Source organism: Roseiflexus sp. (assembly GCF_057785375.1).
The window spans coordinates 19,332-43,209 of sequence record NZ_JBYNRX010000104.1 but is presented as its reverse complement, the minus strand read 5'-3'; the positions used below and the strand labels follow the sequence as shown (position 1 = coordinate 43,209).

The 23,878-nt window shown below is 60.4% G+C and carries 22 protein-coding genes; 8 read left to right on the top strand and 14 right to left on the bottom strand.

Annotated features, from left to right (window positions below; translation table 11 throughout):
• Positions 1 to 44 precede the first annotated feature (44 nt).
• A complete protein-coding gene (locus AC3EA7_RS21120; protein ID WP_488616056.1) occupies positions 45 to 1,715 on the top strand; it encodes an ATP-binding protein in 1,671 nt (556 codons plus the stop codon).
• 13 nt (positions 1,716 to 1,728) lie between these two features.
• Positions 1,729 to 2,448 (top strand): response regulator transcription factor, encoded by a 720-nt coding sequence (locus AC3EA7_RS21115; protein ID WP_488616055.1) that lies wholly within the window; start codon positions 1,729 to 1,731, stop codon positions 2,446 to 2,448.
• Positions 2,449 to 2,870: 422 nt separating this feature from the next.
• Here the strand turns inward: AC3EA7_RS21115 and AC3EA7_RS21110 are convergent, their stop codons facing one another.
• The 4 genes from AC3EA7_RS21110 to rpoD form a co-directional block, all read right to left on the bottom strand.
• Positions 2,871 to 3,659, bottom strand: coding sequence for a segregation and condensation protein A (locus AC3EA7_RS21110; protein ID WP_488616054.1), 789 nt, complete (start codon positions 3,657 to 3,659; stop codon positions 2,871 to 2,873).
• Positions 3,660 to 4,172: a hypothetical protein gene (locus AC3EA7_RS21105; protein WP_488616053.1), complete on the bottom strand. Its 513-nt coding sequence runs from the start codon at positions 4,170 to 4,172 to the stop codon at positions 3,660 to 3,662.
• Between the two features lie 33 nt (positions 4,173 to 4,205).
• A complete protein-coding gene (locus AC3EA7_RS21100) occupies positions 4,206 to 4,487 on the bottom strand; it encodes a 4a-hydroxytetrahydrobiopterin dehydratase (protein WP_488616052.1) in 282 nt (93 codons plus the stop codon).
• 411 nt (positions 4,488 to 4,898) lie between these two features.
• Complete coding sequence (gene rpoD, locus AC3EA7_RS21095; RefSeq protein ID WP_488616051.1) at positions 4,899 to 6,080, bottom strand: RNA polymerase sigma factor RpoD; 1,182 nt, start codon at positions 6,078 to 6,080, stop codon at positions 4,899 to 4,901.
• A gap of 458 nt (positions 6,081 to 6,538) precedes the next feature.
• Here rpoD and pyrF point away from each other — a divergent pair, with 458 nt between their 5' ends.
• Together pyrF and smpB are read left to right on the top strand one after the other, a co-directional pair.
• The gene (gene pyrF / locus AC3EA7_RS21090; protein ID WP_488616050.1) at positions 6,539 to 7,348 is read left to right on the top strand and encodes an orotidine-5'-phosphate decarboxylase; all 810 of its coding nucleotides are present in this window, start codon (positions 6,539 to 6,541) and stop codon (positions 7,346 to 7,348) included.
• A gap of 353 nt (positions 7,349 to 7,701) precedes the next feature.
• Positions 7,702 to 8,178 carry an SsrA-binding protein SmpB gene (gene smpB / locus AC3EA7_RS21085; protein WP_488616049.1) on the top strand — a complete coding sequence of 159 codons (477 nt, stop codon included), beginning with the start codon at positions 7,702 to 7,704 and terminating at the stop codon, positions 8,176 to 8,178.
• Between the two features lie 211 nt (positions 8,179 to 8,389).
• Here the strand turns inward: smpB and AC3EA7_RS21080 are convergent, their stop codons facing one another.
• Positions 8,390 to 9,133, bottom strand: coding sequence for a response regulator transcription factor (locus AC3EA7_RS21080; RefSeq protein ID WP_488616048.1), 744 nt, complete (start codon positions 9,131 to 9,133; stop codon positions 8,390 to 8,392).
• A gap of 193 nt (positions 9,134 to 9,326) precedes the next feature.
• Here AC3EA7_RS21080 and AC3EA7_RS21075 point away from each other — a divergent pair, with 193 nt between their 5' ends.
• Together AC3EA7_RS21075 and AC3EA7_RS21070 are read left to right on the top strand one after the other, a co-directional pair.
• Entirely contained in the window at positions 9,327 to 10,535 is a 1,209-nt protein-coding gene (locus AC3EA7_RS21075) for an AAA family ATPase (RefSeq protein WP_488616047.1), read from the top strand.
• A gap of 205 nt (positions 10,536 to 10,740) precedes the next feature.
• On the top strand, positions 10,741 to 11,124 hold the full coding sequence (locus AC3EA7_RS21070; RefSeq protein ID WP_488616046.1) for a GxxExxY protein: 384 nt from the start codon (positions 10,741 to 10,743) through the stop codon (positions 11,122 to 11,124).
• Positions 11,125 to 11,422: 298 nt separating this feature from the next.
• On the opposite strand, the gene AC3EA7_RS21065 is transcribed toward AC3EA7_RS21070, so the two are convergent.
• From AC3EA7_RS21065 to AC3EA7_RS21040, 6 genes are all read right to left on the bottom strand, one after another.
• Positions 11,423 to 12,115 carry an ABC transporter ATP-binding protein gene (locus AC3EA7_RS21065; protein ID WP_488616045.1) on the bottom strand — a complete coding sequence of 231 codons (693 nt, stop codon included), beginning with the start codon at positions 12,113 to 12,115 and terminating at the stop codon, positions 11,423 to 11,425.
• Between the two features lie 18 nt (positions 12,116 to 12,133).
• Positions 12,134 to 13,123: an ATP-binding cassette domain-containing protein gene (locus AC3EA7_RS21060; RefSeq protein ID WP_488616044.1), complete on the bottom strand. Its 990-nt coding sequence runs from the start codon at positions 13,121 to 13,123 to the stop codon at positions 12,134 to 12,136.
• A 31-nt stretch (positions 13,124 to 13,154) separates the two neighbouring features.
• On the bottom strand, positions 13,155 to 16,076 hold the full coding sequence (locus tag AC3EA7_RS21055; RefSeq protein ID WP_488616043.1) for an ABC transporter permease: 2,922 nt from the start codon (positions 16,074 to 16,076) through the stop codon (positions 13,155 to 13,157).
• Positions 16,077 to 16,127: 51 nt separating this feature from the next.
• Positions 16,128 to 17,672, bottom strand: a complete 1,545-nt coding sequence (locus tag AC3EA7_RS21050; RefSeq protein ID WP_488616042.1) for an efflux RND transporter periplasmic adaptor subunit — start codon at positions 17,670 to 17,672, stop codon at positions 16,128 to 16,130.
• Between the two features lie 325 nt (positions 17,673 to 17,997).
• On the bottom strand, positions 17,998 to 18,138 hold the full coding sequence (locus AC3EA7_RS21045; RefSeq protein ID WP_488616074.1) for a DUF4160 domain-containing protein: 141 nt from the start codon (positions 18,136 to 18,138) through the stop codon (positions 17,998 to 18,000).
• Positions 18,139 to 18,274: 136 nt separating this feature from the next.
• Positions 18,275 to 19,555 carry an MFS transporter gene (locus AC3EA7_RS21040; RefSeq protein WP_488616041.1) on the bottom strand — a complete coding sequence of 427 codons (1,281 nt, stop codon included), beginning with the start codon at positions 19,553 to 19,555 and terminating at the stop codon, positions 18,275 to 18,277.
• Between the two features lie 228 nt (positions 19,556 to 19,783).
• On the opposite strand from AC3EA7_RS21040, the gene AC3EA7_RS21035 reads away from it, so the two are divergent.
• Positions 19,784 to 20,749 (top strand): threonine/serine dehydratase family protein, encoded by a 966-nt coding sequence (locus tag AC3EA7_RS21035; protein ID WP_488616040.1) that lies wholly within the window; start codon positions 19,784 to 19,786, stop codon positions 20,747 to 20,749.
• A gap of 110 nt (positions 20,750 to 20,859) precedes the next feature.
• Positions 20,860 to 22,053: a cytochrome P450 gene (locus AC3EA7_RS21030; protein ID WP_488616039.1), complete on the top strand. Its 1,194-nt coding sequence runs from the start codon at positions 20,860 to 20,862 to the stop codon at positions 22,051 to 22,053.
• Positions 22,054 to 22,147: 94 nt separating this feature from the next.
• On the opposite strand, the gene AC3EA7_RS21025 is transcribed toward AC3EA7_RS21030, so the two are convergent.
• From AC3EA7_RS21025 to AC3EA7_RS21015, 3 genes are read right to left on the bottom strand one after another with little or no spacing between them, the layout of a single operon-like run.
• Positions 22,148 to 22,864 (bottom strand): metal-dependent transcriptional regulator, encoded by a 717-nt coding sequence (locus AC3EA7_RS21025; protein ID WP_488616038.1) that lies wholly within the window; start codon positions 22,862 to 22,864, stop codon positions 22,148 to 22,150.
• Positions 22,865 to 22,922: 58 nt separating this feature from the next.
• Positions 22,923 to 23,450 carry a hypothetical protein gene (locus tag AC3EA7_RS21020; RefSeq protein WP_488616037.1) on the bottom strand — a complete coding sequence of 176 codons (528 nt, stop codon included), beginning with the start codon at positions 23,448 to 23,450 and terminating at the stop codon, positions 22,923 to 22,925.
• Positions 23,447 to 23,830, bottom strand: coding sequence for a hypothetical protein (locus tag AC3EA7_RS21015; RefSeq protein WP_488616036.1), 384 nt, complete (start codon positions 23,828 to 23,830; stop codon positions 23,447 to 23,449). Before AC3EA7_RS21015 ends, AC3EA7_RS21020 begins: the two co-directional genes overlap by 4 nt.
• Positions 23,831 to 23,878 lie beyond the last annotated feature (48 nt).

The following is a 23,878-nucleotide window of genomic DNA, read 5'->3' as shown; positions in this document are numbered from 1 at the left end:
ATATGCGATGTGTGTTAGAATGCCATCTACGGAGCGTTAGAACGATGTTAGACCGGTATGATCAACGTTTGCGGCAGCTGGAGTCGCTGTTGCGCGTGAGTCGTGCGATCACGGCACAACTCGATCTCACCAGTGTGCTCAATCTGGTGATCGAGGCGGCCGTCGATCTGCTCGCCGGCAGTTCGGGATTGATTGCTCTGCGCGACGATGACGGAACGACGCGCATTTATGCGGCATATGGTCTGGCACGTGACACCTGGCCCGCATTCGACGACCTGCTGGCGACGCCGCTGAGCGATCAGCAGGCGCTGGTGCACCACCTGCGCGAAGCAGGCGCCGGGATCGGGTTGCCATTACGCCACGTCAGCGCCTTGCCGCTCGTGTTCCGCGGCGCGACCGTCGGGGTGATCTATGTCTTCCGTGCCGCCCTGAACGTCGAGTTTACCGCCGAAGAACATCAACTCCTGACCGCATTCGCCGATCAGGCGGCGATTGCCGTCTCCAATGCGCGCCTGTTCCAGAGCGTTCTGCGCGAGAAACAGCATCTCGATGCGCTGATCGAGAACAGCGCCGATGGCGTGATGATCCTCGATGAACGCTGGCGCATTGCCACCTTCAACCGCGCGATGGAACTGCTGACCGGCTGGAGCCGCGAGGAGGCGATCGGTCGCCCGTGCGCCGAGGTGCTGGCCATCCACACGCCGCAAGGCGCCAATCTCTGTCTGACCGATTGCCCGCTGCAGCGGCAACCATTCGAGCCGAACCCGGTCGCCGAAGGGTGGATCACAACCCGGGATGGACGGCGTCTCTATATCCAGAGTCGCTATGCAGCGCAGCGCAGCCCACAGGGCGCTTTTCTTGGCGCAATTGCGAATGTTCGTGATATTACCGAACAGAAGATCGAAGCCGAGATGCAGAACACATTCATCTCGGTCATCTCGCACGAACTGCGCACGCCGGTCAGCATCATCAAAGGATATGCCGAGACGCTGGCGCGCCAGGACGCGACATGGGATGCAGCGACCCTCCGCGAGGGATTGACCATCATCATCGAAGAGGCGGATCGCCTGGCGCAGCAGATCAACACGCTGCTGGAAGCCTCCCGTCTCCAGACGGACAGTATGCGCCTTGAGTTGAGCGACTGGTCGGTGCTCCCACTCGCAGAGCGAGTCGTCGAACGCTTCGCGCCACAGGCCGGCGACCGGTTTACCTTCAAGATCGACATCCCCGCCGATTTTCCGCCGGTGCATGCCGATTACGAACGCACGCGCACCGTCCTGGAGAATCTGGTCAGCAATGCGATCAAGTACAGCCCGAATGGCGGGTTGGTGCGGATTACAGCGCGGGTGAGCGGCGATTTTGCGATCATCTCGGTGAGCGATCAGGGGATCGGCATACCGCTCGAAGAGCAGAAAAAACTCTTCCGCCGCTTCTATCGCGTTGATAACCGGCTGCGCCGTGAAACACAGGGAGCAGGGTTGGGATTGTTCCTCTCGCGGGTCATCGTCGAAGCGCAGGGTGGGCGAATCTGGGTCGATAGCCGTCCAGGGCGCGGGGCGCGTTTTTCGTTCACGATACCGCTGGCGACGCCGGTTCTGAGCGATCAGGCAACGCTGGACGAAACAGACACTGCCATATCCGGCGCGCATCCCGAACCGGTCGTAGAGGCGCTTCCCCGCGAGGAACCGCCGTTGCTCGAGGATCATGAGCGTTAAGGAAAGAGCGCATATGTCAGAACTGAAAGACAAGTTGATCCTCGTCGTCGATGACGAGCCGCGCATGGTCAACTTCATGCGCATGAACCTGGAACTCGAAGGATGCCGGGTAATCAGCGCATCGAACGGTCGTGAGGCGCTGGAAAAGGTGCGCGACGAAATGCCGGACGTGGTGCTGCTCGATATCATGATGCCGGTGATGGATGGCTTCGAGACGCTGCGCCGCTTGCGACAGGCATCATCAGTGCCGGTGCTGGTGCTGACTGCGAAAGATGACGAAGAGGACCGCATCAAAGGGTTAGAACTGGGCGCCGATGACTATATTGGCAAACCCTTCAGTCATCGGGAACTGGTCAGTCGCATTCGCGCGGTGCTGCGACGTCATTACACCCCGCCGCCGGCGCCACAGACGCTGGTCAGGGTCGATGATCGGCTCCAGATCGATTTTGCCCGACGCGAGGTGCTGGTCAATGGCGAACGGGTCAACCTGCGTCCGACGGAGTATCGGCTCCTGTACCATCTGGTGCAGAATGCGGGGTATGTTATGACCCACGAGCAACTTCTGAGCAAGGTGTGGGGACCGGAATATCGCGATGAGACGCACTATCTGAGGCTCTATATCACCTATCTGCGTCAGAAGATCGAGGAAGACCCGGCAAATCCGAAGTACATCCTGACAGAACGCGGCATCGGGTACCGTTTTGTCGATTTCAAGCGCGAGGGGCACGGATGAGGCGAGAGGCGAGAGGCGAGAGGTGAGAGGTGCGAGGCGAGAGGCGAGAGGTGCGAGGTGAGAGGTGAGAGGTGAGAGGCGAGAGGTGAGAGGTGAGAGGTGCGAGGCGAGAGGCGAGAGGCGAGAGGTGAGAGGCGAGAGGCGAGAGGTGCGAGGTGAGAGGCGAGAGGTGCGAGGCGAGAGGCGAGAGGCGAGAGGTGAGAGGCGAGAGGCGAGAGGTGCGAGGCGAGAGGCGAGAGGTGCGAGGCGAGAGGCGAGAGGTGCGAGGCGAGAGGTGCGAGGTGCGAGGCGAGAGGTGCGAGGCGAGAGGTGAGAGGTGAGAGGCGAGAGGTGCGAGGCGAGAGGCGAGAGGCGAGAGGCGAGAGGCGAGAGGCGAGAGGCGAGAGGCGAGAGGGTTGCAGGTTACAGGTGGGAAGGCTCTTCTAACCCCTAACCCCTAACCCTTCTCCCGGTTCTCGGGTCTCACTTCCTGGTTCTTCTTTCCCAAACAACACTCCCCGCCGGATCACAATGACCCCGAACACTCCGGTTTGTTCGACCACAATGGCGTGGCGCTTCCACAATTCCAGCACAGCCCAGAACGCCACGACGATCTCGACGCGCTGTGCGGCAAGTGGGATGATTTCCTCGAATGCAATCCACGGACGCGCCTGTAAGCGGGAGCGAATGCGGTCGATCATCTCGCCGACGGTGATGAGTTTTGGCGCCGGCAGCGCGACAGGCGGCGGATCGAGCGGCAGCATCAACTGCCTGCGACGTTGCATAGCGGCAATCAGATCGGCGATGGTATGGTCGAGCCGTGCAAGGCGGGGCGCCGGCGGCGGAGCAAGCCGTGCATACATGCGTCGGCCCTCGGCGAGACGCAGCAGCGACGCCAGTTGCCGGAAACGCTGATACTCCTGCAACTGACGCACCAGCGCATTGCCTTCATCGTCGGGTTCCTGGTCGCTGACGACTGAGAGACGCGGCAGCAACGCCCGCGACTTCAACAGCAGCAGGCGCGCCGCCACAACCAGAAATGCCGAGAGCGACGCCGGATCCGGCGCGTCTATCGCACGCACGTGGGCAAGGTACTGATCGGCGACGTGCGCCAGCGCGACGCTGGTCACATCAAGTTCCTCGCGTTCGATCAAGCGCAACAGCAGATCGAGAGGACCTTCGAAGACCGGCAGCGTCACGGTGTAATCGATCGACCCGATGAACATCGCCATTCAGTTTGCATCGTCTGCTGCATGTAGCGCATTTGTAAATGGCGTAACACGTCGCTCTGCATAGTCGCGCAGGATCTGCACGACTGCCGGATGACTGCCGGCAGCTTCGGCGTAGGCCACACTGCGCCTTTCGTGAGAGGCATGGAGCGCAAATGGATAGAGCAAACCGCGCCCATCACGCGCTGCGCGCTCATACAGGTCAGGCGCGTAGTGTTGCATCACCACAATCAATCCGTAGTAGAGCAGAGGGATCGTGCGGCCCTCCTCATCGACCTTGCCGCAATCGTGGAGCAATGCCGCCTGCAGGAGATATGGGTCAGCGTGACCTGCGCGCATCAGCGCGTGATAAACATTGAGGCTATGACGCTGAACGAACCGCGGCATCCGCTCAAAGAGGAGCAATTGCGGGTCGCTCAGTACACGCACCAGCAGCACTCGTTCTTCAAGATGAATGATAGCGATCAGGGCTGAGATGAACTGCCGGATCCGGTAGAACCACCGTTGTCGTGACAACAATGGATGTACTCCCGACCGTTCATCTCTGGCCTATATGATCTCATCGATCTGCGCTGCCAGGTCGAAATCCTTGCGGGTCAAACCGCCTGCGTCATGCGTGCTCAGGCTGAGTGTTACTTTTCGCCAGCGAACGTCGATATCGGGATGATGCCCTGCGGCTTCGGCGAGGAACGCAACATTGACGACGAATGCAATAGCGGATGGAAATGAGGGGAGTTGAAAGGTCTTGCGAATTTCGTTCCCCTGACGAGTCCATCCGGTCAGGTCGCCGAGACGCTCTTCGATCTCGGCGTCATTCAGCAGGTCTGCCATGAATACTCTCCTTACATCCACGAACGATGCGAAACGACCGGTTCGATCCTATCGCATCTTTCATTTTCAGGACACACGTTTTGCGAGACACTCCCCGAAACAGCAGATGGCGATGGATGACGCCACGTGCCCACTCACAGTATACCAGGAGTTGCACAGAACAGAGTCAAGTCCTGATTCAACGAGATGTTGCACAATACTTGCCCCTGGTGACCGTCTTGCGGCGGACGTTGGCTTCGACAGGCTCAGCCGCCGTCTGCCGCTCCAAGTTCTCACACGAACGTGCGGTCAGTCCGCCCGGCGGCTGAAGCCGCGGGCTGCGGTTGCCAAGCCTGCGCGATCCTGATCTGTGCATTGAACACAACGCCCTCTGTTGGGCAACAGAGGGACGTATAGACCGGGGAATCTGCATCAATCGAGATAACCGCGCAACTTCTTGCCGAGGTGGGGATGGCGCAATTTCCGCAGCGCCACGGCTTCGATCTGACGAATTCGCTCACGGGTAATGCCGAACTCCGTGCCCACTTCCTCGAGTGTGCGGTAACGACCATCCTTCAGCCCATAGCGCAACTGGATAATCTTCCGTTCACGCTCAGGGAGTTTTTGAAGCACCTCTTCGAGTTGCTCACGCAGCATCGACGAAGCAGCAGCCTCGGCAGGGGTCGAGATACGATCATCCTCGATAAAGTCGCCCATACGGCCTTCGCCTTCCTGACCCACCGGCATTTCCAGCGAAAGCGGGTGCATCGACGCTTCCAGGGTGCGGCGCACTTTCGTCGAACTGATGCCCATCGCATCGGCAATCTCTTCCGGGGTCGGTTCGCGCTGCATCATCTGCTGGAGTTTATGCGAGGCGCGCTTGACCTGACTGATCGCTTCGCCCATATGCACCGGCAGGCGAATGGTGCGGCTCTGGTCGGCGATAGCGCGCGTGATCGCCTGGCGGATCCACCATGTTGCGTAGGTGGAGAACTTGTGCCCTTTGGTGTAGTCGAATTTTTCGACTGCGCGCATGAGGCCGATATTTCCTTCCTGCACCAGGTCCATCATCGTCAGCCCATACGATGTATATTTTTTGGCAATCGAGACGACCAGACGCAGATTGGCCTGGATCAGGTGCTGACGCGCTTCGTTCCCCTGCGCAACCTGCTGTTCGTACATCAAGCGCTCCTGCCAGGAGCTGTACTCCTCGCATTCGAGCGCTCGCCGGGCGCGATGTCCGGCCTCCATCGCTTTTGCCAGCATCACTTCCTGCTCTGCCGACAACAATGGAACCTGTCCGATCTCCTGCAGGTACATTCGAACCGGATCATCGAGCGCCACATCGGTCAGGTCCGGCATTTCCGTCAGCAGTTCATCATCGCCGGCCGCACCATGGTCGCTCATATCGAGCGGGGTTTCGACTACCCGAATGCCTTCTGCCTGGAGTGATGCGTACAGTTGATCAACATCGGCGACGTGATGCTCGGGCTGCGGGAGGGCTTCGAGGATTTCGTTATAGGTGAGGTATCCACGTGTGCGCCCAATGTCGAGCAGATACTCAATCGCCGGCGCCCACGCCTGTTGTGTCTGTTCCACGATCTCGGTGGTCATGGATTTGCCTTCTCGTGTTGACTTCACTAGCGGCCATGCAAAGGACCTCCCCTTGCAGACCTTGCGAATAACAACTGTATGAAAGGGTTATCTGGCAACAAGACGGGGCTAAGAGTAAACGACTCTAAGCCCCCAACTTCATTCCCTGACCAAAGCGCAAGCCTGGCGCTCTGTTGTTTCTTGCGCTACTATACATTAGCAAGTGGTTAAAGTCAACCCCCTTATCCACGGATGTTATAAACACTTTGTCCACAATGTTCACAGCTATGACTATCACGACGCGCCGGATTGGGTCATCGGGGTGCTGGAGCGAATTCAGGCGTCGCCTGAACAGTCTCGTGCGCTCGCCATGACAGCATACAGTAGCGCGTAGATGCAGTTCGGCAGGCTCACCGCAACGAGGAGCAGGACGATGCAGTTATTATAATTGGAGCGAGTTACAACACTGGAGTCACATCATGCATTTTCGCGAGTCGTTGGAAGCCGCCGCGCGGCGGAATCAGAGCCGGTTGTGCGTGGGGTTAGACCCGGAACCAACTCGCATGCCGGATCATCTGCCGAAAGATGCCGATGGCATCTATGCGTTTTGCGCCGCCATTATGGACGCCACTGCCGACCTGGTTTGCGCATTCAAGCCGAACGTCGCCTTCTTCGAGGCGCATGGCGCAGCCGGCTGGTCGGCGCTCGAACGTCTTATCCGGCGCCGTCCGGGACCGCCTATCATCCTCGATGCCAAGCGCGGCGATATTGGTTCCACGGCTGAAGCATATGCACATTCGGTGTTCACGGCGCTCGGCGCCGATGCGGTGACATTGAATCCGTATCTTGGCAGCGACGCGCTCGAACCATTTCTGCGGCACGCCGATCGCGGATGTTTTATTCTCTGCAAAACGTCCAATCCTGGCAGCAACGATGTGCAGGATGCGCGGCTGGCGGATGGACGCCCATTGTACATAGCGGTTGCTGAGATGGCGCGTGATCACTGGAATAGGCATGGCAACGCAGGGCTGGTCGTCGGCGCCACGCACCCTGCGGCGCTGGCAGACATCCGGCGCATTTGCCCGGACATGCTGATCCTGGCGCCAGGAGTCGGGGCGCAGGGCGGTGATCTGGAGGCGACCGTGCGCGCCGCCGCAGCAGGCGGTGATCCGCAGTTGATTGTCAATGTGTCGCGCGCCGTCCTGTATGCGGATCGGGGCGCGAACTTCGCTGCGGCGGCGCGCGCAGCGGCGCGTCGGCTGCGCGACGCCATTAATGCCGCTCTGTAAACCGTTGCAGGCGACGTTCCATGCTCGCATTTCTCCTGGACGCGCGGGCGTCTCAACTGAAGCGTAACAAGTGACGATCGCCTGCCTGTCCTTTGGCGCTTGTGGAAACCATTTCGCTGCCGATGTTCCATTTCGAGGACTGCCCCCGCCCCCCCGTGTTGCGTGGACAGCAGAGCCGTTGGTCCCGGCGGTGAGCCGTAAGCGACGATGCTCGTGTTGTATAATGGCGGGAGGTGCATCATTATGGAAGACTCAGGGTATTGAAGGCGGGAAGGTTGCAGGTGGGAACGTGCAGCATAGCGCGTCCTAACTCCTAACCCTTAAACCCTAACCCCTACTAGAGAGGACCCGCTATGGCGCGGGGGCATGATATAGAGCGCTTGGTCGCCGATAATCGCAAGGCGCGCCACGATTATTTCATCGAAGAAACCTACGAAGCCGGGGTAGCGCTGACCGGCAGCGAGATCAAATCGATCCGCGCCGGTCAGGTGAACCTGCGCGGCGGATATGTGCGCATCGTCAATGGCGAGGCGTGGTTGTACGATGTCCATATCGCGCCCTATGAGCAGTCGGGGAAATATTTCAATCACGAGCCGACCCGACCGCGCAAGTTGCTGTTGCATCGACGCGAAATCTCGCGCATTGCCGGGCAGGTCGAGCGGCAGGGGTACACGCTCGTGCCGCTTCGCCTGTACCTGCGCGGAGGGCGCGCGAAAGTCGAGATCGGCCTGGCGCGCGGGAAGAAGACATACGATAAGCGTGAAGATATTGCACGCCGTGAGGCGCGCCGCGATATTGATCGCGCACTCAAGGAACGAACACGACGCTGATGGGGTCGCCAAACCTGCCCTGGCGTTGTTTATGGAGCGATCAAGCAAAACCTGGACAATCAAGGATGGGGAGCGGTTCACGCCGGCTTCGACACGCTCAGCCACCGGCAGCGGCGACCGGCTCGACTAACGCCGGCTTCGACAGGCTTCGCTTCGACAGGCTCAGCCAGCGTCAGCCGCAGACGGTCAGTGCAACATCCGGTTGTTCGCTCTATGAGAGCGGCTCTTGTTCGGTTTCCTTCAGGCTTTGCCGTCCCGGCGGATCGAACGACGGGTCCTGGAAGCAGTATCCGATGCCGCGCACGGTTCGAATCAACATCGGATTGGCGGGATCGGGTTCCAGTTTCTCGCGCAACCAGCGCACATGGACGTCAATCGTCCGGTTCGACCCGAGGAAATCGCTGCCCCAGACACGCTCCAGCAGCAGATCGCGCGATAAGGCGACGCCGGCATTGTGCATCAGACAGGCGAGCAGGTCGAATTCTTTATGCGAGAGTTCGATCTCACGCTCCTGGTACCAGACCCGCCGGCTGTTGCGATCCAGTTGCACTGGACCGACGCTGAGCACACTGGAAGCCGGCGTCTGCCGTTGACGCTCGTTCCAGCGCAGAATCGCCCGTACTCGCGCCAGCAGTTCGCCCATGCTGAACGGCTTCACCACATAGTCAATGGCGCCGAGTTCCAGTCCAGCAATGCGATGCGCTTCGTCGTGCAGCGCGGTCAGCAGCACAATCGGAACGGCAGTCTCTTTTGCGACTGCGCGACAGACGGAAAACCCATCCAGCCCTGGCAACATTACATCGAGAATGATGAGATCGGGGTGCACACGACGCACCATTTCCATCCCCGTCAGACCATCGGCAGCGGTGGTTACCTGAAAGCCAGCCCGCTCAAAATTGTAGGAGAGCGTTTCGAGCAGAACGCTATCATCTTCAATCAGGAGTATTGTCGCCATACTTCTACTCTAACAAATGAGCATTAACGTTCTGTTATGCCACAGTTAAACTCATGCGGAGTTTTACGTGTCTTCATAATGATCACATCTTCGTAACATACCTGATGCAATATTGCTTATAAACACACCCGGTCCGTTGCCTATAATCATCCACAGGAATGACAGGACATGGTTTGGCGAAAGAGGCTGTCGTATGACCCAGATACCTCCCACCCTGCAACGTGCGGTTCGTGGCGACAAAAATCCGCTCGATGTGATCGAACAGAGCCTGCGCAATACCATTTTTGGACAGGAACGCGCAATCGAGGCGATCATTCGGGTGCTCAATCGGGCGCGTTTCGGCTTCGCAGCCGGCAACTCGCGCCGTCCGCGCGCCACGTTGCTCTTCCTGGGTCCCACCGGCGTCGGCAAAACCGAGACGGCGCGGCGTCTGGCACAGTTGTTGCGGCCCGATGGCGAGGCATTTCTCAAGATCGATTGTTCGCTCTTCTCGCAGGGGCACGAGGTGTCGGCGCTGGTCGGCGCACCGCCGTCGTATGTCGGGCGTGACCAGAAGCCGTTGTTGAACCCCGATATTATCGAACAGGAAAATAGTGTGGTTTTGTTCGATGAGATCGAAAAGGGTCAACCGGAATTATGGAATCTGCTGCTCCAGATCATGGAAGATGGCGAAATCCTGCTGCTCAACGGCGGACGGCGCGTATCGTTCAGTAACAGCATTATTGTTCTGACCACGAACGTCGGCGCTAAGGAGATGGTTGATTTTCTCGACCAGCGCACGATTGGCTTTCGCACGTCGCGGCAGGACGTAGAGGCGACCGGACGGCAGATCTATCAGATCGGGTTCGAAGCGTTGCAGAAAGTCTTCCAGCCGGAGTGGATCAATCGCATCGACGAGATTGTTGCGTTTCGTCCGCTGTCGAGCGAGGTGCTGCGCCAGGTGCTTGATCGGATGGTGAAGGAAGCGAATGATCAGTACATGCGCCACGGCATCCACGTGACATTGACCGAGGAAGCGCGTGAGTATGTATTGCGCAAGGGGTTCGAGCCACGCTTTGGCGCTCGCCCGCTGCGGCAGCAACTCCTCAAGCTGATCGAGGCCCCGCTTGCCGATCTGATGGCGTCCGGCGGCATTTCGGCAGGTAGCCGGGTGTTCGTCGTCGCCACAGGGGTGGATCGCCACGGCGAAGCGCTCGAGTTCTACCACGAACCGGCGCCAGAACTGCTCGTACAGGCGCAGGAACTGCGCGCCGCAGAAGTGGGACGCTCAACAAGCGATGGACCACAGCAACCGAGCGTTGGTCTGACGACCGACCGCGGGCATACTATGGAATACTCCACCGGTCCGCTCGGCGCTCGTGGACCACGCGCCATACCGCGCCGCACCGACGAACGACGTTGAGGCGTCACCACGGAGACACAGAGCACACAGAGGGGCTTCATTCGTGCGATGTCGCCATGCTCTCTGCGCCTCTGTGGTTGCCCGGTTGCGAAAACGCTGAAGGGTTACCACAGAGACACAGAGGACGCAGAGGGGCTTCATTCGTGCGATGCCGCTGGGCTCTTCGCCTCTGGCAGTTAAGCCGCTGCATGGCAAAGGAGTTATCATGCCAGACGTGCAAGACCTGAACCCGATTACTGAGGCTATCATCGGTGCGGCTATCAATGTTCATCGTGCTCTCGGTCCCGGTCTGCTGGAGTCCGCCTATGAGACCTGTCTGGTTCATGAATTATTGCAACTCGGTCTGCATGTCGAACAACAAAAGCCTCTGCCGGTCGTGTACAAAGGCATCCGTCTGAATTGCGGCTATCGCCTGGATATTGTAGTGAACGAGGCAGTCATTGTCGAACTCAAGACGGTTGAGCACCTGTTACCCATTCACGAAGCGCAGTTGCTATCATATCTCAAACTTTCAGGATGTCGAGTCGGGTTGCTGATTAACTTCAATGTACCAGTGCTCAAAAAAGGCATCCGTCGGATGGTGCTGTAAACCGGAAATGTCACCACAGCGACACAGAGCACACAGAGGGCCGGAAGTTCCTGACATGTCTCTGTCTCTGCGCTCTCTGTGTCTCTGTGGTTCATACTCCATCCCTCAAACTTTCAGGATGTCGAGTCGGGTTGCTGATTAACTTCAACGTACCAGTGCTCAAAAAAGGCATCCGTCGGATGGTGCTGTAAACCGGAAATGTCACCACAGCGACACAGAGCACACAAAGGGCAGGAAGTTCTTGACATGTCTCTATCTCTGTGCTCTCTGTGTCTCTGTGGTTCATACTCCATCCCTCTCATTCTACGATCTGCCCGTCGCGCAACTGGTAGACGATGTCGGCGAAATCGAAGATCGCCCGGTCGTGAGTTGCCATGATCAGAGTCACGCCTTCGGTGCGAACGATAGTGCGCAGCAGGGTCAGCAGATTCCGTCCGGTCGTCGAGTCGAGTTCGCCAGTCGGCTCGTCCGCCAGCAGCAGCCGGGGGCGTGACACGAGCGCGCGGGCAATAGCAACCCGCTGTTGCTGCCCGCCCGACATTTCGGCGGGACGGTGCGTCGCCCACCGTTCGAGTCCGACCAGCGCCAGGGCTGCTTCGGCGCGCTGCCGCCGTTCGCGCCCGGAACGCATCCCGGCGATCCGCAGCGGCATCTCGACATTCTCCCATGCCGACAGGATCGGCAGCAAGGCGAACGATTGGAAGATAAACCCGATTTTCTCGCGCCGCAACAGCGTCAACTGATCCTGGCTCAAGCCGTTCAACGCCTGCCCGAAGAGCGCCACCTCCCCTTCGGTCGGCTGGTCAAGCCCGCCGATCATGTTGAGGAGCGTCGTTTTGCCGGAACCGGAACGTCCCATGAGCGCGACAAACGCGCCTTCTTCGACCGTCAGGCTGACATTGCGCAGCGCGAGCACCCGTTCATTATTGACCGTATAAGCGCGTGTGACATTGGCGACACGCACAGCCGGGATCACAGCAGCGGTTGACATAGCAGCATCAGAAGACAGTTACGACCGTCGGCGTTGCAAGAGGCTCATCCACTTTTTGATGCCGCGCGGTTTTTCGGGCGGCGGCTCGTCTGGTTCGGTCAGGCGTTTGACCGACGGCGTCGCCTGGGCAACCGGACGCAAGACCAGACCTTCGGGCGTCTCTTCCATCCGAATGCGATCGCCGATGTTGTAGCGTTCACGGATTTCCTTCGGGATTTGCAGTCGCCCGGCAGAGTCGAGCATCACCAGTTCCTCAAAGACGTGTTCGCGTGCTGCGCCGTCGCCATTGACCTGGTCGGCGGCTTCAGTCTCCACACGCCGGGTTTCGCTGCTGGTCTTCCCATCGCGGATCGCCACCACACGATCAACGAAGCGCGCAATATTCGGATCGTGCGAGACGATTACGACCGTCAAGCCGTAGGCGCGGTTCAGTTGATGAAAGATTTCAAAGATGGTCTCAGCGGTATGGGAGTCGAGTTCGCCGGTCGGTTCATCGCCGAGGAGGAGCGCCGGACGGTTGGCGAGGGCGATGGCAATCGCAACCCGCTGCTGTTCACCGCCGGAGAGTTGCGCCAGACGATGGTTGCGCCGGTGGGACAGCCCGACCGCATCGATCAACTCACCAGCCCATTCCCGCCGCTCACGCGTGCCAACTCCCGCCATGATCATCGGCAGTTCGACATTCTGCTCGACGTTCAGGTAGGGAATCAGATTGCGCGCTTTCTGCTGCCACACAAAGCCGACATACTGACGACGGTAGCGGTCGAGCTGAGCATTGTTGAGTTTCAACAGGTCATTGCCGGCAACGATGACTTTGCCGGCAGAGGGGCGATCCAGCCCGCCCAGCACGTTGAGCAGCGTCGTTTTACCGCTGCCGCTTGCGCCGACCAGCGCCATCACCTCGCCGGGTTGCACCATCAGGTCGAGACCCTGGAGCGCAACGATTTCGACCTCGTCGAGTTTGTAGATCTTGACCAGATTTTCGCAGAGAATCAGTGGTTCGCTCATGCCACTCGCCTCGAACGCCGGGCATCCGGCATCATATGGCTTCTCCCAGTTTGACCGCCTGGAACAGTTTCATGCGCCGCAACAGGGCGATGGTGATCAGCACTGCTGCAATCAGCATGGCGCCGAAGACCACGTAGATGATCGTGATCTGCTCCCAGGCGATCTGCACGATAAACGGCGGAATCTGCGCGTTAGCGCCGCGTCGGACCTGCAAAAACGGAATGAACAGTTGGCTGGCGGTGACGCCGATCAGGGTGCCGCCGATCATGCCGGCGCCAATGATCAGCGCCTGTTCCCACGCCAACAGCGCGCCGAGTTGCCGGGTCGAAAGCCCGATAGCGCGCAGCATGCCCAATTCGACGAACCGGCGCTGAAACGAGAGCGCCGAGTAGAACAGAAATCCAAGCACCGTCAGAAAAGCCGAGGCAATGAACCCGACCGACAGCAACCCGTAGAACCCCTGTCGTTCAGGGCGCGCGTGTTCGGCAACAATTGTGGTTGGCGCAAACCCGCGCTCGAAGGTGCGCAACCCCAATTCGCGGATGCCTTCATCAATCGTCCGCCGATCGACGCCTGGCGCCAGCCGCAGCCAGACGTCGTAGGGATACTGCCCGCCCTGCATATCGAAGGCATAATCGAGGTTTCCGATCAGGAACGGTCCATCCCCCGGATACACGGTCGGGAAGAGGTTCACATATCCCGCAACTGTGACAGGCACGCGCACCTTCCGGTCGAGATCGTTCATGATCACCTCGAAGCGATCACCGGGGCGCAGGCGATTCTGGGCAGCGAACCCGCTGTTGACCAGAACGGCGGACGGGTCATCCGCCAGGCGATTCATCAGTGCGCCGAGCGACTCGCCGGCATAATCGGCGCGCCAGTGAATGACGCCGGTCAGGTCTACCCGATCAACGCCGATGAAACGGGCAGGGATGGCGCGATTGGCGAGGCTGATCTCAACCTGACTGAGCGACACGCGCGTTGCGGCTTCGACGCCGGGGATGGTCAGGTAATCGGTGACCGGCAGGAACATAAAGCGCGCCTCCTGCATCCCGTCGGACGCCAGCGGTTGCTGTGGTTGCATTCCCGCCATTGGACCGGAAAAGCCGCCACTCTGCCCCAGGTCGTACAGGCGCATGTCGCTGCCATTTTCATAGTACACCTGATCGATCAGGTGACGGTCGAGCGTCTGCGCCATGGATGCGGTGAAGGTTGCCAGACTGAGCGTAAGGGTGAGCAGCAGCACCGGACCGGTATAGGCGCCGGGAGTGCGCGCCAGGTAGCGCAGCGCCATCACGGTTGCCACGCCGCTCATATGCCGCGCCAGCCATTCCAGGGCGCTCATCGCCAGCGGGAAGACGCGCGTCGCCACCAGCGCCAGCGTGAACATGTAGAGCGTGGGCGCCAGCAGGATCAGCGGATTGCCGAAGGGATCGTCGGCGGCGCCGAGGAATGCCACCGTACCGCGCTGCTCCAGGAGCGTATAGCCGTAGTAGACCGGCGCCAACAGCAGCAGATCGAGATACATCCGCTGCCAGAACGGTTTGCGTGTGGCACGCGCGCGTTCGCTCTTGAACGACACGATGGTGTACCGCGCAATGCCAAATGCAGGCAACAGGCTCGCCATCACCATCAATCCCAGCATCTGCCAGGCGCGCTGCCAGGCGTCAGGGGTCAACTCAATCGGCAGCAGTTCACCCGGCTGCACATCGAGGAACGAGCGCGTCCAGGTCATGAACAAGCCGGCGCCCTGCCCCAGAGCGATTCCCGCCGCCAGCGCGACGATGCCGAGCAGCAAGCCTTCAATCAGATACATCACGAGCACCTGCGCGCGCGAAGCGCCGCGACTGCGCAGCACGGCGATCTCATTGCTCTGGCGCTGCACCACTAGCCCGGCGACCAGCAGAATGAAATAGGCAATCAATCCGAGCACCGGAATGCTGAAGATCGTCAGGATCAGGGTCAGCCGTTGCACCTGGCGCTGATGCTCCGCCAGCGCCTGCGCCGGTGAGATGTCGATACGCGATCCCGGCAGGATCGTGGTTATGTCGGTGGCGATGCGACTGATGCGCGCGCGCACCCCGGCGACATCCGAGGAACGCACGCTGCTGCCATCCGCAATCGCGTACCATGTCGCAACGTAGATCGGCTTTGGATTGACCGACGTCAGGCGTTCGCGGAAACTCTGCTCCGGCACAAAGAGCGTGTCGTAGAGAGTTGTTGGATCATAGAACCAGTAGTCGCTGCCCGGATCGCGCACACGCCAGACCCCGGCGATGCGAATGGGATAACTCTGTTCGACGCGCTGTTCCTGCGGACCAAGAATGAGATACTCCTCGCCAACCTGAAAGCCGAGGCGTCCCGACAGATCTTCCGAGATCAGCACTTCGACCGGTCCATCGGCAGACGCCGATTGCGGCAGCGCGCCGTCGATGATGTCGATATGCTGCTCAAAGTCCGTGGCGAAAGCGGTATTGACGAAGATCAGCGGTCTTCCGACGCCGCCGGCGGGCATGAGCGGCGCTTTATCGGTGGCGACGTAGCGCACCGCAGTTGTGATCGGCAGACCAAGGCGTTCCGCCAGTTGGGTGCGCATATACTCATCGAGCGGAGCATAGTCGCGCCAGGAGATGACCCCGGTCTGCGAGCCGAGGTAGCGGAACATAAAGGCGAATGGCGGTCGTTTCGAGCCTGCCTCTCCCTGCGCCAGTTCATCGCGCAGAATGCGATAGCCGACCGCCTCGGCATACACGGGAATGCTGACCGTCAACCCGATAGCGACGATGAACCCGACGGCGATGGCGAGCATCAACCCCAGGTGGCTCCACAGCCGCCGACTGACGATGCGCAGGACGCCGATCAACGATCCCGGCGACCACCATCGGCGCCAGCGCTTCAGCGAGAGACGGGAAGCGGCGGGATGCGACGAGCCAGGGGTAGATGTTGTGGCCATATCGAATCACCGTGTGATGTGATGCCAGAGAGACGGTGCGATGCACCGTCTTTACTGACCGACGACGATGTCGCCCTCTTGCACCCCTTCGAGGATTTCGATCCGTTCCAGGCTGACGATGCCGACCCGCACGTCCTGGCGGCGCTGGCGATCGCCCTCTTTGACGACGACGAACCGACGGCCCTCGAAGGCGCGCACCGCCTGCGGCGGCAGCCAGAGCGCATCCTCGACCCGCTTCAGTGTAATGACCACCTGCGCCAGATCGCCGACTTCGAGATCGACGCCGGACGCCTGAAAGTCGATGTGGTAGGCGCGATCGGGGTTGATCGTCGCCGCGCTGCTGGTGAGCGTGGTGGGCAATTTCGTCACTACGCCGTCGAACACCCTGCCCGGCGCGCGCGAAAAGGTGATCTGCACCTGCTGACCCAACCCAATGCGCGAAGCGTCCTGTGATGCGACGTTTTCGACCAGCAATTCTTTTTCGGTGTCGTCCATCACAGTGATGACGGCGCGATAGGCGGTAATCTGATCGCCGGGTTTATTGCCGACCGTCGCCACCTTGCCGTCGAAGGGGGCGTAGAGGCGCATTGCTTCCATTTGCGTCTTCAGGCGCTCGACCTCCAGTTGCGCGGCGGCGACCCGACCTTCGAGTTCGCTATCTCCGATCTGCTTCGCTTCATCGACTGCAATCTGCGCGCGCTCGACATTGCGCCGCGCGCGCGCCAGGTCTTCGGGCTTTGGTCCACGCGTCAACGTGTCAAATGCTGTCTGCGCCTCGGCCAGCAGCGCCTCGGCGCGCGCGATTGCCGGTCCTTCGTTCTGACGCGCCTGGTCATACGCCAGTTGCGCCTGGCGAACCGCCATCTCCGCGTTGCGCAGTTCGGCTTCGGCACGCTCGAAGGCTTCTTTCACCGCGTTGTAGCGCCAGTCCTGCGGTTTATCCCTGACGTCGTTCCATTCCGTCAACGCGCGCAGGTAGGCGGTCTGGATTGCGGGCAGCGCATTGGACGCCTGTGCGAGCGCCATTTCGGCGCGCGTCTTTTCGGCAGAAGCATTGGTGCGCACCTGTTCGAGATTCGCCTGCGCCTGCGCCAGATCTGCCTGCGCCCGCGCCAGTTCGAGCGGATCCGGCGGCTCTTGCAGGTGGCGCAGTTGCGCCTGCGCTTCTTCCAGGTCGAGTTCGGCACGGCGAATTGCCGCGTCGCGCTGCGCCTTCGCGCGGTTCAGCACCAGTTGCGCCTGTTCCAGCGCCACTTCCGCCTGCCGCAACTGGTTCGGCAGATCACCCATTTCCAGTTCGGCGAGCAACTGTCCCTTCGTGACCGGATCGTTGCGGTCGACGTACAACACTTTGAGAAAACCATTCTGGGTGAATGACAGTTCCACCTGTTTGGTCGCGGCGACGAACCCGCTGACCTTGATCTCATCGACGACCACGCCGCGCTGGACGACGTATGTCGGTTTCTCCAGCACATTCTGGACCGGACGCGGCGTGGGGGTCGGCGCCGTCTGCGCCGTCGCACCGCCACAGGCGGCGAGCAGTGCGATCAGCAGGAGGAAGAGCGTGACGCGGGGAAGGAAGGAGCGGTAGTTCATATGCTATCCGTCAATTGCAGCCATCAGGCACAATTCGATGCCAGACGAGACTCAAGGCCTTCTCTGCCAGAAATATCTTTGGAGTCAACTGTGACGCCGTTATGCCACAATTCGTATTCACTCAGATCCATGTCATCATTCCAGGATACGCCATATCCGCCTGGATCAACAGTAATCGCCTTAAAAAAAGGACTCCTGGTTCAGCAGACGAAAACGTTCGAGATGCAAAATCTGACGGCAATCATAGATTTTTGCGTTCCGTCGGCAAATGTCACTAATAACCGTTTTCCTTCGAGAGGAGAAACCGATTGTATTCTTGGAATCTTCATTCCAGTCCCGGTAGACGTTTGAACTCGTTCGTCTGCCATATGTGCAACAGTTCTTGCTGGTATTGCTCCGTCCATTCCATGACTAACCGCTGCACACGCATGGGAAGGTCGCCTTCGAGCATGTCGAGGGTCTGGATATCGAAAACGGCATTTTACTCGCCATAAAGCGCGTGGAAGTGCGGAACACCGTGTTCGCTCCGGCTGAAACCGTAAAAACGGGTAATGACTGCATGTCTGATCTCCCCGACACTCTCTATTATACCCTTCTCCAGACTACACGCGCGGCAGCGGCGCGGTCTGCACAGCGTCGTGCGGCGCACGTCGCCACAGCACGAAGAGATAGACCTGTACCACCCATCCGACGAGCGCCCAGCGCCCGACGACCAGCGGCACATCGCCAAGAACGTCCGCAACGCTGCTGAGGAGCAGCCCGCTCACCTGGCTGACTCCCATGACGACGAGCATGTAGACCCCCATCACCCGTCCGCGCATGTCGTCCGGTACGGTCATTTGCAGCAGGGTGTTCGTCAGGGTCAGCACCATAATTCCTGCCCAGCCGATCGCCGCCAGCAGCGCCATCGCCAGCACAAATGATCGAGTGAGGGTGAATGCGCCGAGGAGCAGCATGTAACTGAGCAAGGCGACTGAACGGACGCCACCCTGCGGCAACCGGTCGCCGAGGAGGGTGATCATGAGCGCCGCCGCCAGCGCGCCCGCAGCGTTGGTCGATGCCAGAATGCCGAAACCCTGCGCGTCAGCGCCGAGTACGTTGCGCGCAAAGTAGGGCATGAGCGGGAAGTACGCCAGTCCGAAGACGCAGTGCGCGATAATCTGCAACAACAGCAGCCGCACCCGCGCATCCTTGCGCATATAGGCGAACCCCTCGCGCATCTGCTGCACGTTGCTCCGACGCGGCGGCGCGACGAACGGGCGCAACCGCATCATGAGCAGCCCGCCGATCACTGCCAGGACGCTCAAACCGTTGAACAGAAACGCCGGACCTTCACCGGTGGCGGCGACCAGCGCCCCGGCAACCGCCGGTCCAATGATCCGCGCGCCGTTCATGACGGTTGAGTCGAGCGCAATGGCGTTCATCAGGTCGTCGCGCCCGACGAGTTCGATTGTGAACGCCTGGCGCGCCGGGTTCTCGAACGCAGACGCAATGCCGACCATCAGCGCGGCGATCAGGACGTGCCATACCTGTACCGATTCGCTGAAGATGAGCAGTGCCAGAAGCAGCGCCATCGCCATTGCCGTTCCCTGGGTCGCCAGCAGCAAGGTGCGCTTGGAGACGCGATCCGCCAGGGCGCCGGCGGGGGCGGAGAGAATCAGCACCGGCAACGACTGTGCTGCGGCAATCGCGCCCAACCAGAACGGCGCATCCGTCAGGCGCAGCACCAGCCATCCCTGCCCTGTCGCCTGCATCCAGAAGCCGATATGCGCGATGAGTTGTCCGAAGAACAACAGGCGATAGTTGCGATGATGCAATGCACGCAGCGCGTGCGGCATGCGAAGGCGGCGATGCAGCGGCGGGACGAACGGGGAACACGGCACAGCAGTGAACTCCTCATTGAGCATCTGAAGGAAATGTTATAATAGCACATATTGTGGTACGCGGTTTTGATGAGTCGATACCGGAACCGGCGCGCGCGTCGTCCCGCTCATCTGCTCCGATACACTGGTCGTGGTCGTCCGGGGTCGAGTTTGCGTCTTCCTGACGCCATGTAGTGCGGCGGTCGTCAGTGCTGTGCCAACACACGATGACTGCGCGGAGTCATAACCATGCCAGATGCCATTTCGTTTGCCGACATTCTTGCCGCCCGCGATCGTCTGCGCGGCATTGCTCACCTGACGCCGGTGGCGACCTCGCGCACCCTCGACGCGATGACGAAGCGCGCCATCTTCCTCAAGTGCGAAAATCTCCAACGCGGCGGCGCATTCAAGTTTCGCGGCGCCTACAATATGATCAGCCGCCTGCCGGACGACGCGCGGCGGCGTGGCGTCGTCGCCTACTCGTCGGGAAACCATGCGCAGGGGGTTGCCCTTGCTGCGCGCTTGCTCGACACGCCTGCCATCATCTGCATGCCCTCCGATGCGCCTGCGGTCAAGGTGGACGCCACCCGCAGCTATGGCGCTGACATTGTGTTCTACGACCGCATGCGCGACGACCGCGCGGCGCTGGCGCAGCGTATCGCCGAGGAGCGTGGCGCAACGCTCGTGCCGCCCTACGATCACCCGCACATCATGGCAGGTCAGGGAACAGCGGCGCTCGAACTGCTCGAACAGGTCGATAGCATCGACACGCTGGTTGTGCCAATCGGCGGCGGCGGATTGATTTCCGGCTGCGCCATCGCCGCTCACGGCGTGAACCCCGCCCTCCGGGTCATTGGCGTCGAACCGGACGACGCCGACGATACGCGCCGCTCGCTGGAGGCAGGCGAGCGCATCACCATCCCGCCGCCCGCCACAATTGCCGATGGGCTGCGCGTCACGACGCCCGGCGTATTGACGTTTCCGATCGTGCAGCGCCACGTTGCGCAGATTGTCACCGTAAGCGACGATGAGATCCGGGAGGCGATACGTTTTGTGATGCTGCGCATGAAACTGGTCGTCGAGCCGAGCGGCGCGGCTGGAATCGCCGCAGCACTTGCCGGCCTCCTGCCGGACGCGGCACAGCGCGTTGGAATTATCGTGTGCGGCGGCAATATCGACCCGCCATTGCTGGCGTCGTTGTGGAAAGAGCGTTGAATATTGGACGTTGTAATCATACAAAGGCACGAAGTCACGATGGAGCATCTCTATTCCTTTGCGCCCTTGTGTGAGTGTATTCACGCCCTTCTGATGGAGAACCCGGAGATATGACCGATGCTATCGCCGCAGATCTGGCAAGCCCCACGTTTCTTGCCGATCCCTACCCGATGTACCGGCGGTTAATCGAGCAGACGCCGGTCTTCTGGCTGCCGCATAGCAATGCGCCCGGCGGCATGTGGTGCGTTGCGCGCTACGACCACGTGACGTTCATGCTGCACGATGCGCCGGTCTTCAAAGATACGAGTCGCATTGCTCCACCCGATAGTCTGACCCCGCTCGACCGGGCGATGTTGCAGCGTGACCCGCCCGACCACACGCGGCTGCGGCGGTTGGCGAGTCATGCCTTTACGCCGCGCCGCGTCCAGAGTCTCGAACCGCGTATCGAACAGATGAGCCTGGACCTGCTCAAGCGTATTCGTGAACGCGGAACGGTGGATTTTATTGCAGACTATGCCCGACCCCTGCCGATTATGGTCATTGCGGAACTCCTTGGCGTGCCGTTCGAGGATCACGACCGATTCAGCGCATGGTCGGATCAAGTCATGATCGGGAGCGATTCGGTGCTTGGCGGCGAGGAGGCGGCGCGCAGGTCGCAGGAAGCGATGGCGTCGCTGGTCGCCTACTTTACGGCGCTGATTGCACAGCGGCGCCGGCAGCCGCGTGATGATCTGATCAGCGCCCTGATCGCCGCACGCGACGCCGGAGACCAACTGAGTGAGGATGAACTGCTGGGGATGTGCGTCCTGCTCCTGATCGCCGGTCACGAGACGACGGTCAACCTGATCGGCAACGGGTTGCTAACCCTACTGCGCCACCCGGAACAACTGGCATTGCTGCGCCAACACCCGGAATACCTGACATCCGCCATCGAGGAGATGCTGCGCTACGAAAGCCCGGTGCAGCGTTCGACCCCGCGGTTTGCCGCCGAGACATTCGAGATCGCGGGGCAGCGGATCGAACAGGGGCAGCAGATCAGTCTGATGTTTGGCGCCGCCAACCGCGATCCGGCGCATTTTTCCGATCCGGACCGCTTCGACATCACGCGCCATCCCAACCCGCATCTGGGGTTCGGATCAGGGATTCACTACTGCCTGGGCGCGCCGCTGGCGCGGATTGAGGCGCAGATTGCGTTCAGGCAGATACTGGAACATCTGCCGCAGATCCGCCTTGCGACCGATCAACCGGAGTGGAAACCGGTCACCTGGCTGCGCGGGCTGAGGCGCCTGCCTATCCACGTGTGATCTGGCGTGTGGCTGAAAACTCGCTTTCTGAGGCGCAGTTGGGTAGGCGGAGGCAGTGCCTTCGCCTACCCAATTCACTTTTTCAGACACGCTGTTACAGTTTGCTTCGCCCCCACAGAAAACGCGCGATGCGGCGCGAAAGCACAATCCGCCGGTCGGCGCGCTGGACCACCATGCCGTCGTGCGTGTCGGGGCGCCGAATCAGCGGCGTTCCAGAGCGCAAGCCGCGCGTCCAGAGAAACTGGAGCGCACAACTGTCCTCTCCAGCTTCCTCGTCAATGCGGGAAATGACGAACCAGGAGTCGACCGGCGCAGTAATGAGCAATTGTTCATCGGGATGCACGTCGCTGCGTCCGGGAATGGGGTTCCCATATGGGCAGGTCGTCGCCTGAGCGGTAAGCGCTTCAATCCGCGCCTCCATAACCGGCGAGAGGATCGGTTCCAGGTGTTTCGCCTCACGATACACTTCGTGCCAGGGCACTTTGAGCGTATCGTTGAGGAAACGTTCGAGCAAGCGGCGGCGGCGAAGGATCTGCGCGCCAGCAACTTCGCCTTCATCCGTCAAATGAACGGTGTTCGCATCGCTGCATAGAATCAGGCGTTTCTGTTCGAGACGTTGCAGCGCAAGAACTACCGACGGCGCCAGCGCTCGCGCACGCATCCAGTGAACGATCTGCGGGATCGCAACCGGCTCATGCCGTTCACTCAGCACAGCAATGACTTCCAGACAGGTGCGTTCGAGTCCGTCCGTTCCGTTATGATTGATATTCGTCCCATCGAAGCCGCTCAGATGCATGATCCTCAGTGTCATTGCACGTCCTGTTTCTGCGCTATGCACAGTCGCCGGCGACGATCAGGCTGCTGATCTATCACGTCCCCTCGAGCATACGCGCGATCCGCGCGCGCATGGCGGCATCGGCATGCTCGGCTTCACGCGTGCCGACACAGAGACAGTACACACCGCTCCCCGCATCGCAACGAACTTCAATCCGATAGGCGCCGGGAGCCGGCAGTGGCGGCACGTGGGTCTGAATCAGGCGATATGTACGCCCGGCGATGGTCAGCGGCGCCAGGTGCATTGCTGGCGTCACTCCTTCGGGAGGAAAACCCGGACCGAAGAGAACGATATGCGCCCGGAAGCCGGATTGATACTCGTTTTCGGGAATGAGGAGCATCGCACGGACACCAACAGCTTCGGCGACTGACCAAGCGTAGTACGCAGATGGCGCTGCTGCGCTGAGGCGACCATAGATCGCCTGAGCGAGCGTGGGATCATCAATGACGAACGGCGTTGCGGGGTCGTGTGAACCGTTCTCATTGGCAATCCCCAGATGCAGGCGCAGCAGCGTCAACAGCGTTGTCAGAAGGGCAAAGGAAGCGAGAAAGAGTGCGATCATGAGATCAATCGCCAGACATCATAGCCGAACGAGCCGACGATAATCGCCAGAATAGCGGCAGATAGCGGCAGCATGTCGAAGCGGTGCGGATGGCGCGTGCGCCAGAGGTAGCGCAACCCCGAAACGAGCAACCAGAGCGCCACCAGGTCCAGCGCCATGGCGACGACCAGCGAAAAACTGCCGGCCAGCCCGATGAGCGGCAGCACAACCGGCAGAACCAGGTACTGCAACGTACAGCGCACCCCGGAGATGACGAGCGCCAGCCCGATCGTGCGTCCTTCCTTCGCTTCTTCCGGCATCACCTCTTCTTCGACAGGCGGCGGCAGCGTGACAAAGAGCATCCGCGCCATCACACGATCAACAGCATCTGCAACTGCCATAGCGGTTTCCGTTTCCAGGCCTCTTTCAGGCTTTGGCTCATACAGCGG

Bases quoted from the DNA above. Each gene is read 5' to 3' on its own strand.
- pyrF (WP_488616050.1), top strand. From the start codon at position 6,539: ATGCATTTTCGCGAGTCGTTGGAAGCCGCCGCGCGGCGGAATCAGAGC.
- AC3EA7_RS21060 (WP_488616044.1), bottom strand. From the start codon at position 13,123: ATGAGCGAACCACTGATTCTCTGCGAAAATCTGGTCAAGATCTACAAA.
- rpoD (WP_488616051.1), bottom strand. From the start codon at position 6,080: ATGACCACCGAGATCGTGGAACAGACACAACAGGCGTGGGCGCCGGCG.
- AC3EA7_RS21025 (WP_488616038.1), bottom strand. From the start codon at position 22,864: ATGACACTGAGGATCATGCATCTGAGCGGCTTCGATGGGACGAATATC.
- AC3EA7_RS21050 (WP_488616042.1), bottom strand. From the start codon at position 17,672: ATGAACTACCGCTCCTTCCTTCCCCGCGTCACGCTCTTCCTCCTGCTG.
- AC3EA7_RS21055 (WP_488616043.1), bottom strand. From the start codon at position 16,076: ATGGCCACAACATCTACCCCTGGCTCGTCGCATCCCGCCGCTTCCCGT.
- AC3EA7_RS21020 (WP_488616037.1), bottom strand. From the start codon at position 23,450: ATGATCGCACTCTTTCTCGCTTCCTTTGCCCTTCTGACAACGCTGTTG.
- AC3EA7_RS21065 (WP_488616045.1), bottom strand. From the start codon at position 12,115: ATGTCAACCGCTGCTGTGATCCCGGCTGTGCGTGTCGCCAATGTCACA.
- smpB (WP_488616049.1), top strand. From the start codon at position 7,702: ATGGCGCGGGGGCATGATATAGAGCGCTTGGTCGCCGATAATCGCAAG.
- AC3EA7_RS21015 (WP_488616036.1), bottom strand. From the start codon at position 23,830: ATGGCAGTTGCAGATGCTGTTGATCGTGTGATGGCGCGGATGCTCTTT.
- AC3EA7_RS21070 (WP_488616046.1), top strand. From the start codon at position 10,741: ATGCCAGACGTGCAAGACCTGAACCCGATTACTGAGGCTATCATCGGT.
- AC3EA7_RS21075 (WP_488616047.1), top strand. From the start codon at position 9,327: ATGACCCAGATACCTCCCACCCTGCAACGTGCGGTTCGTGGCGACAAA.
- AC3EA7_RS21115 (WP_488616055.1), top strand. From the start codon at position 1,729: ATGTCAGAACTGAAAGACAAGTTGATCCTCGTCGTCGATGACGAGCCG.
- AC3EA7_RS21035 (WP_488616040.1), top strand. From the start codon at position 19,784: ATGCCAGATGCCATTTCGTTTGCCGACATTCTTGCCGCCCGCGATCGT.
- AC3EA7_RS21120 (WP_488616056.1), top strand. From the start codon at position 45: ATGTTAGACCGGTATGATCAACGTTTGCGGCAGCTGGAGTCGCTGTTG.
- AC3EA7_RS21080 (WP_488616048.1), bottom strand. From the start codon at position 9,133: ATGGCGACAATACTCCTGATTGAAGATGATAGCGTTCTGCTCGAAACG.
- AC3EA7_RS21110 (WP_488616054.1), bottom strand. From the start codon at position 3,659: ATGGCGATGTTCATCGGGTCGATCGATTACACCGTGACGCTGCCGGTC.
- AC3EA7_RS21100 (WP_488616052.1), bottom strand. From the start codon at position 4,487: ATGGCAGACCTGCTGAATGACGCCGAGATCGAAGAGCGTCTCGGCGAC.
- AC3EA7_RS21030 (WP_488616039.1), top strand. From the start codon at position 20,860: ATGACCGATGCTATCGCCGCAGATCTGGCAAGCCCCACGTTTCTTGCC.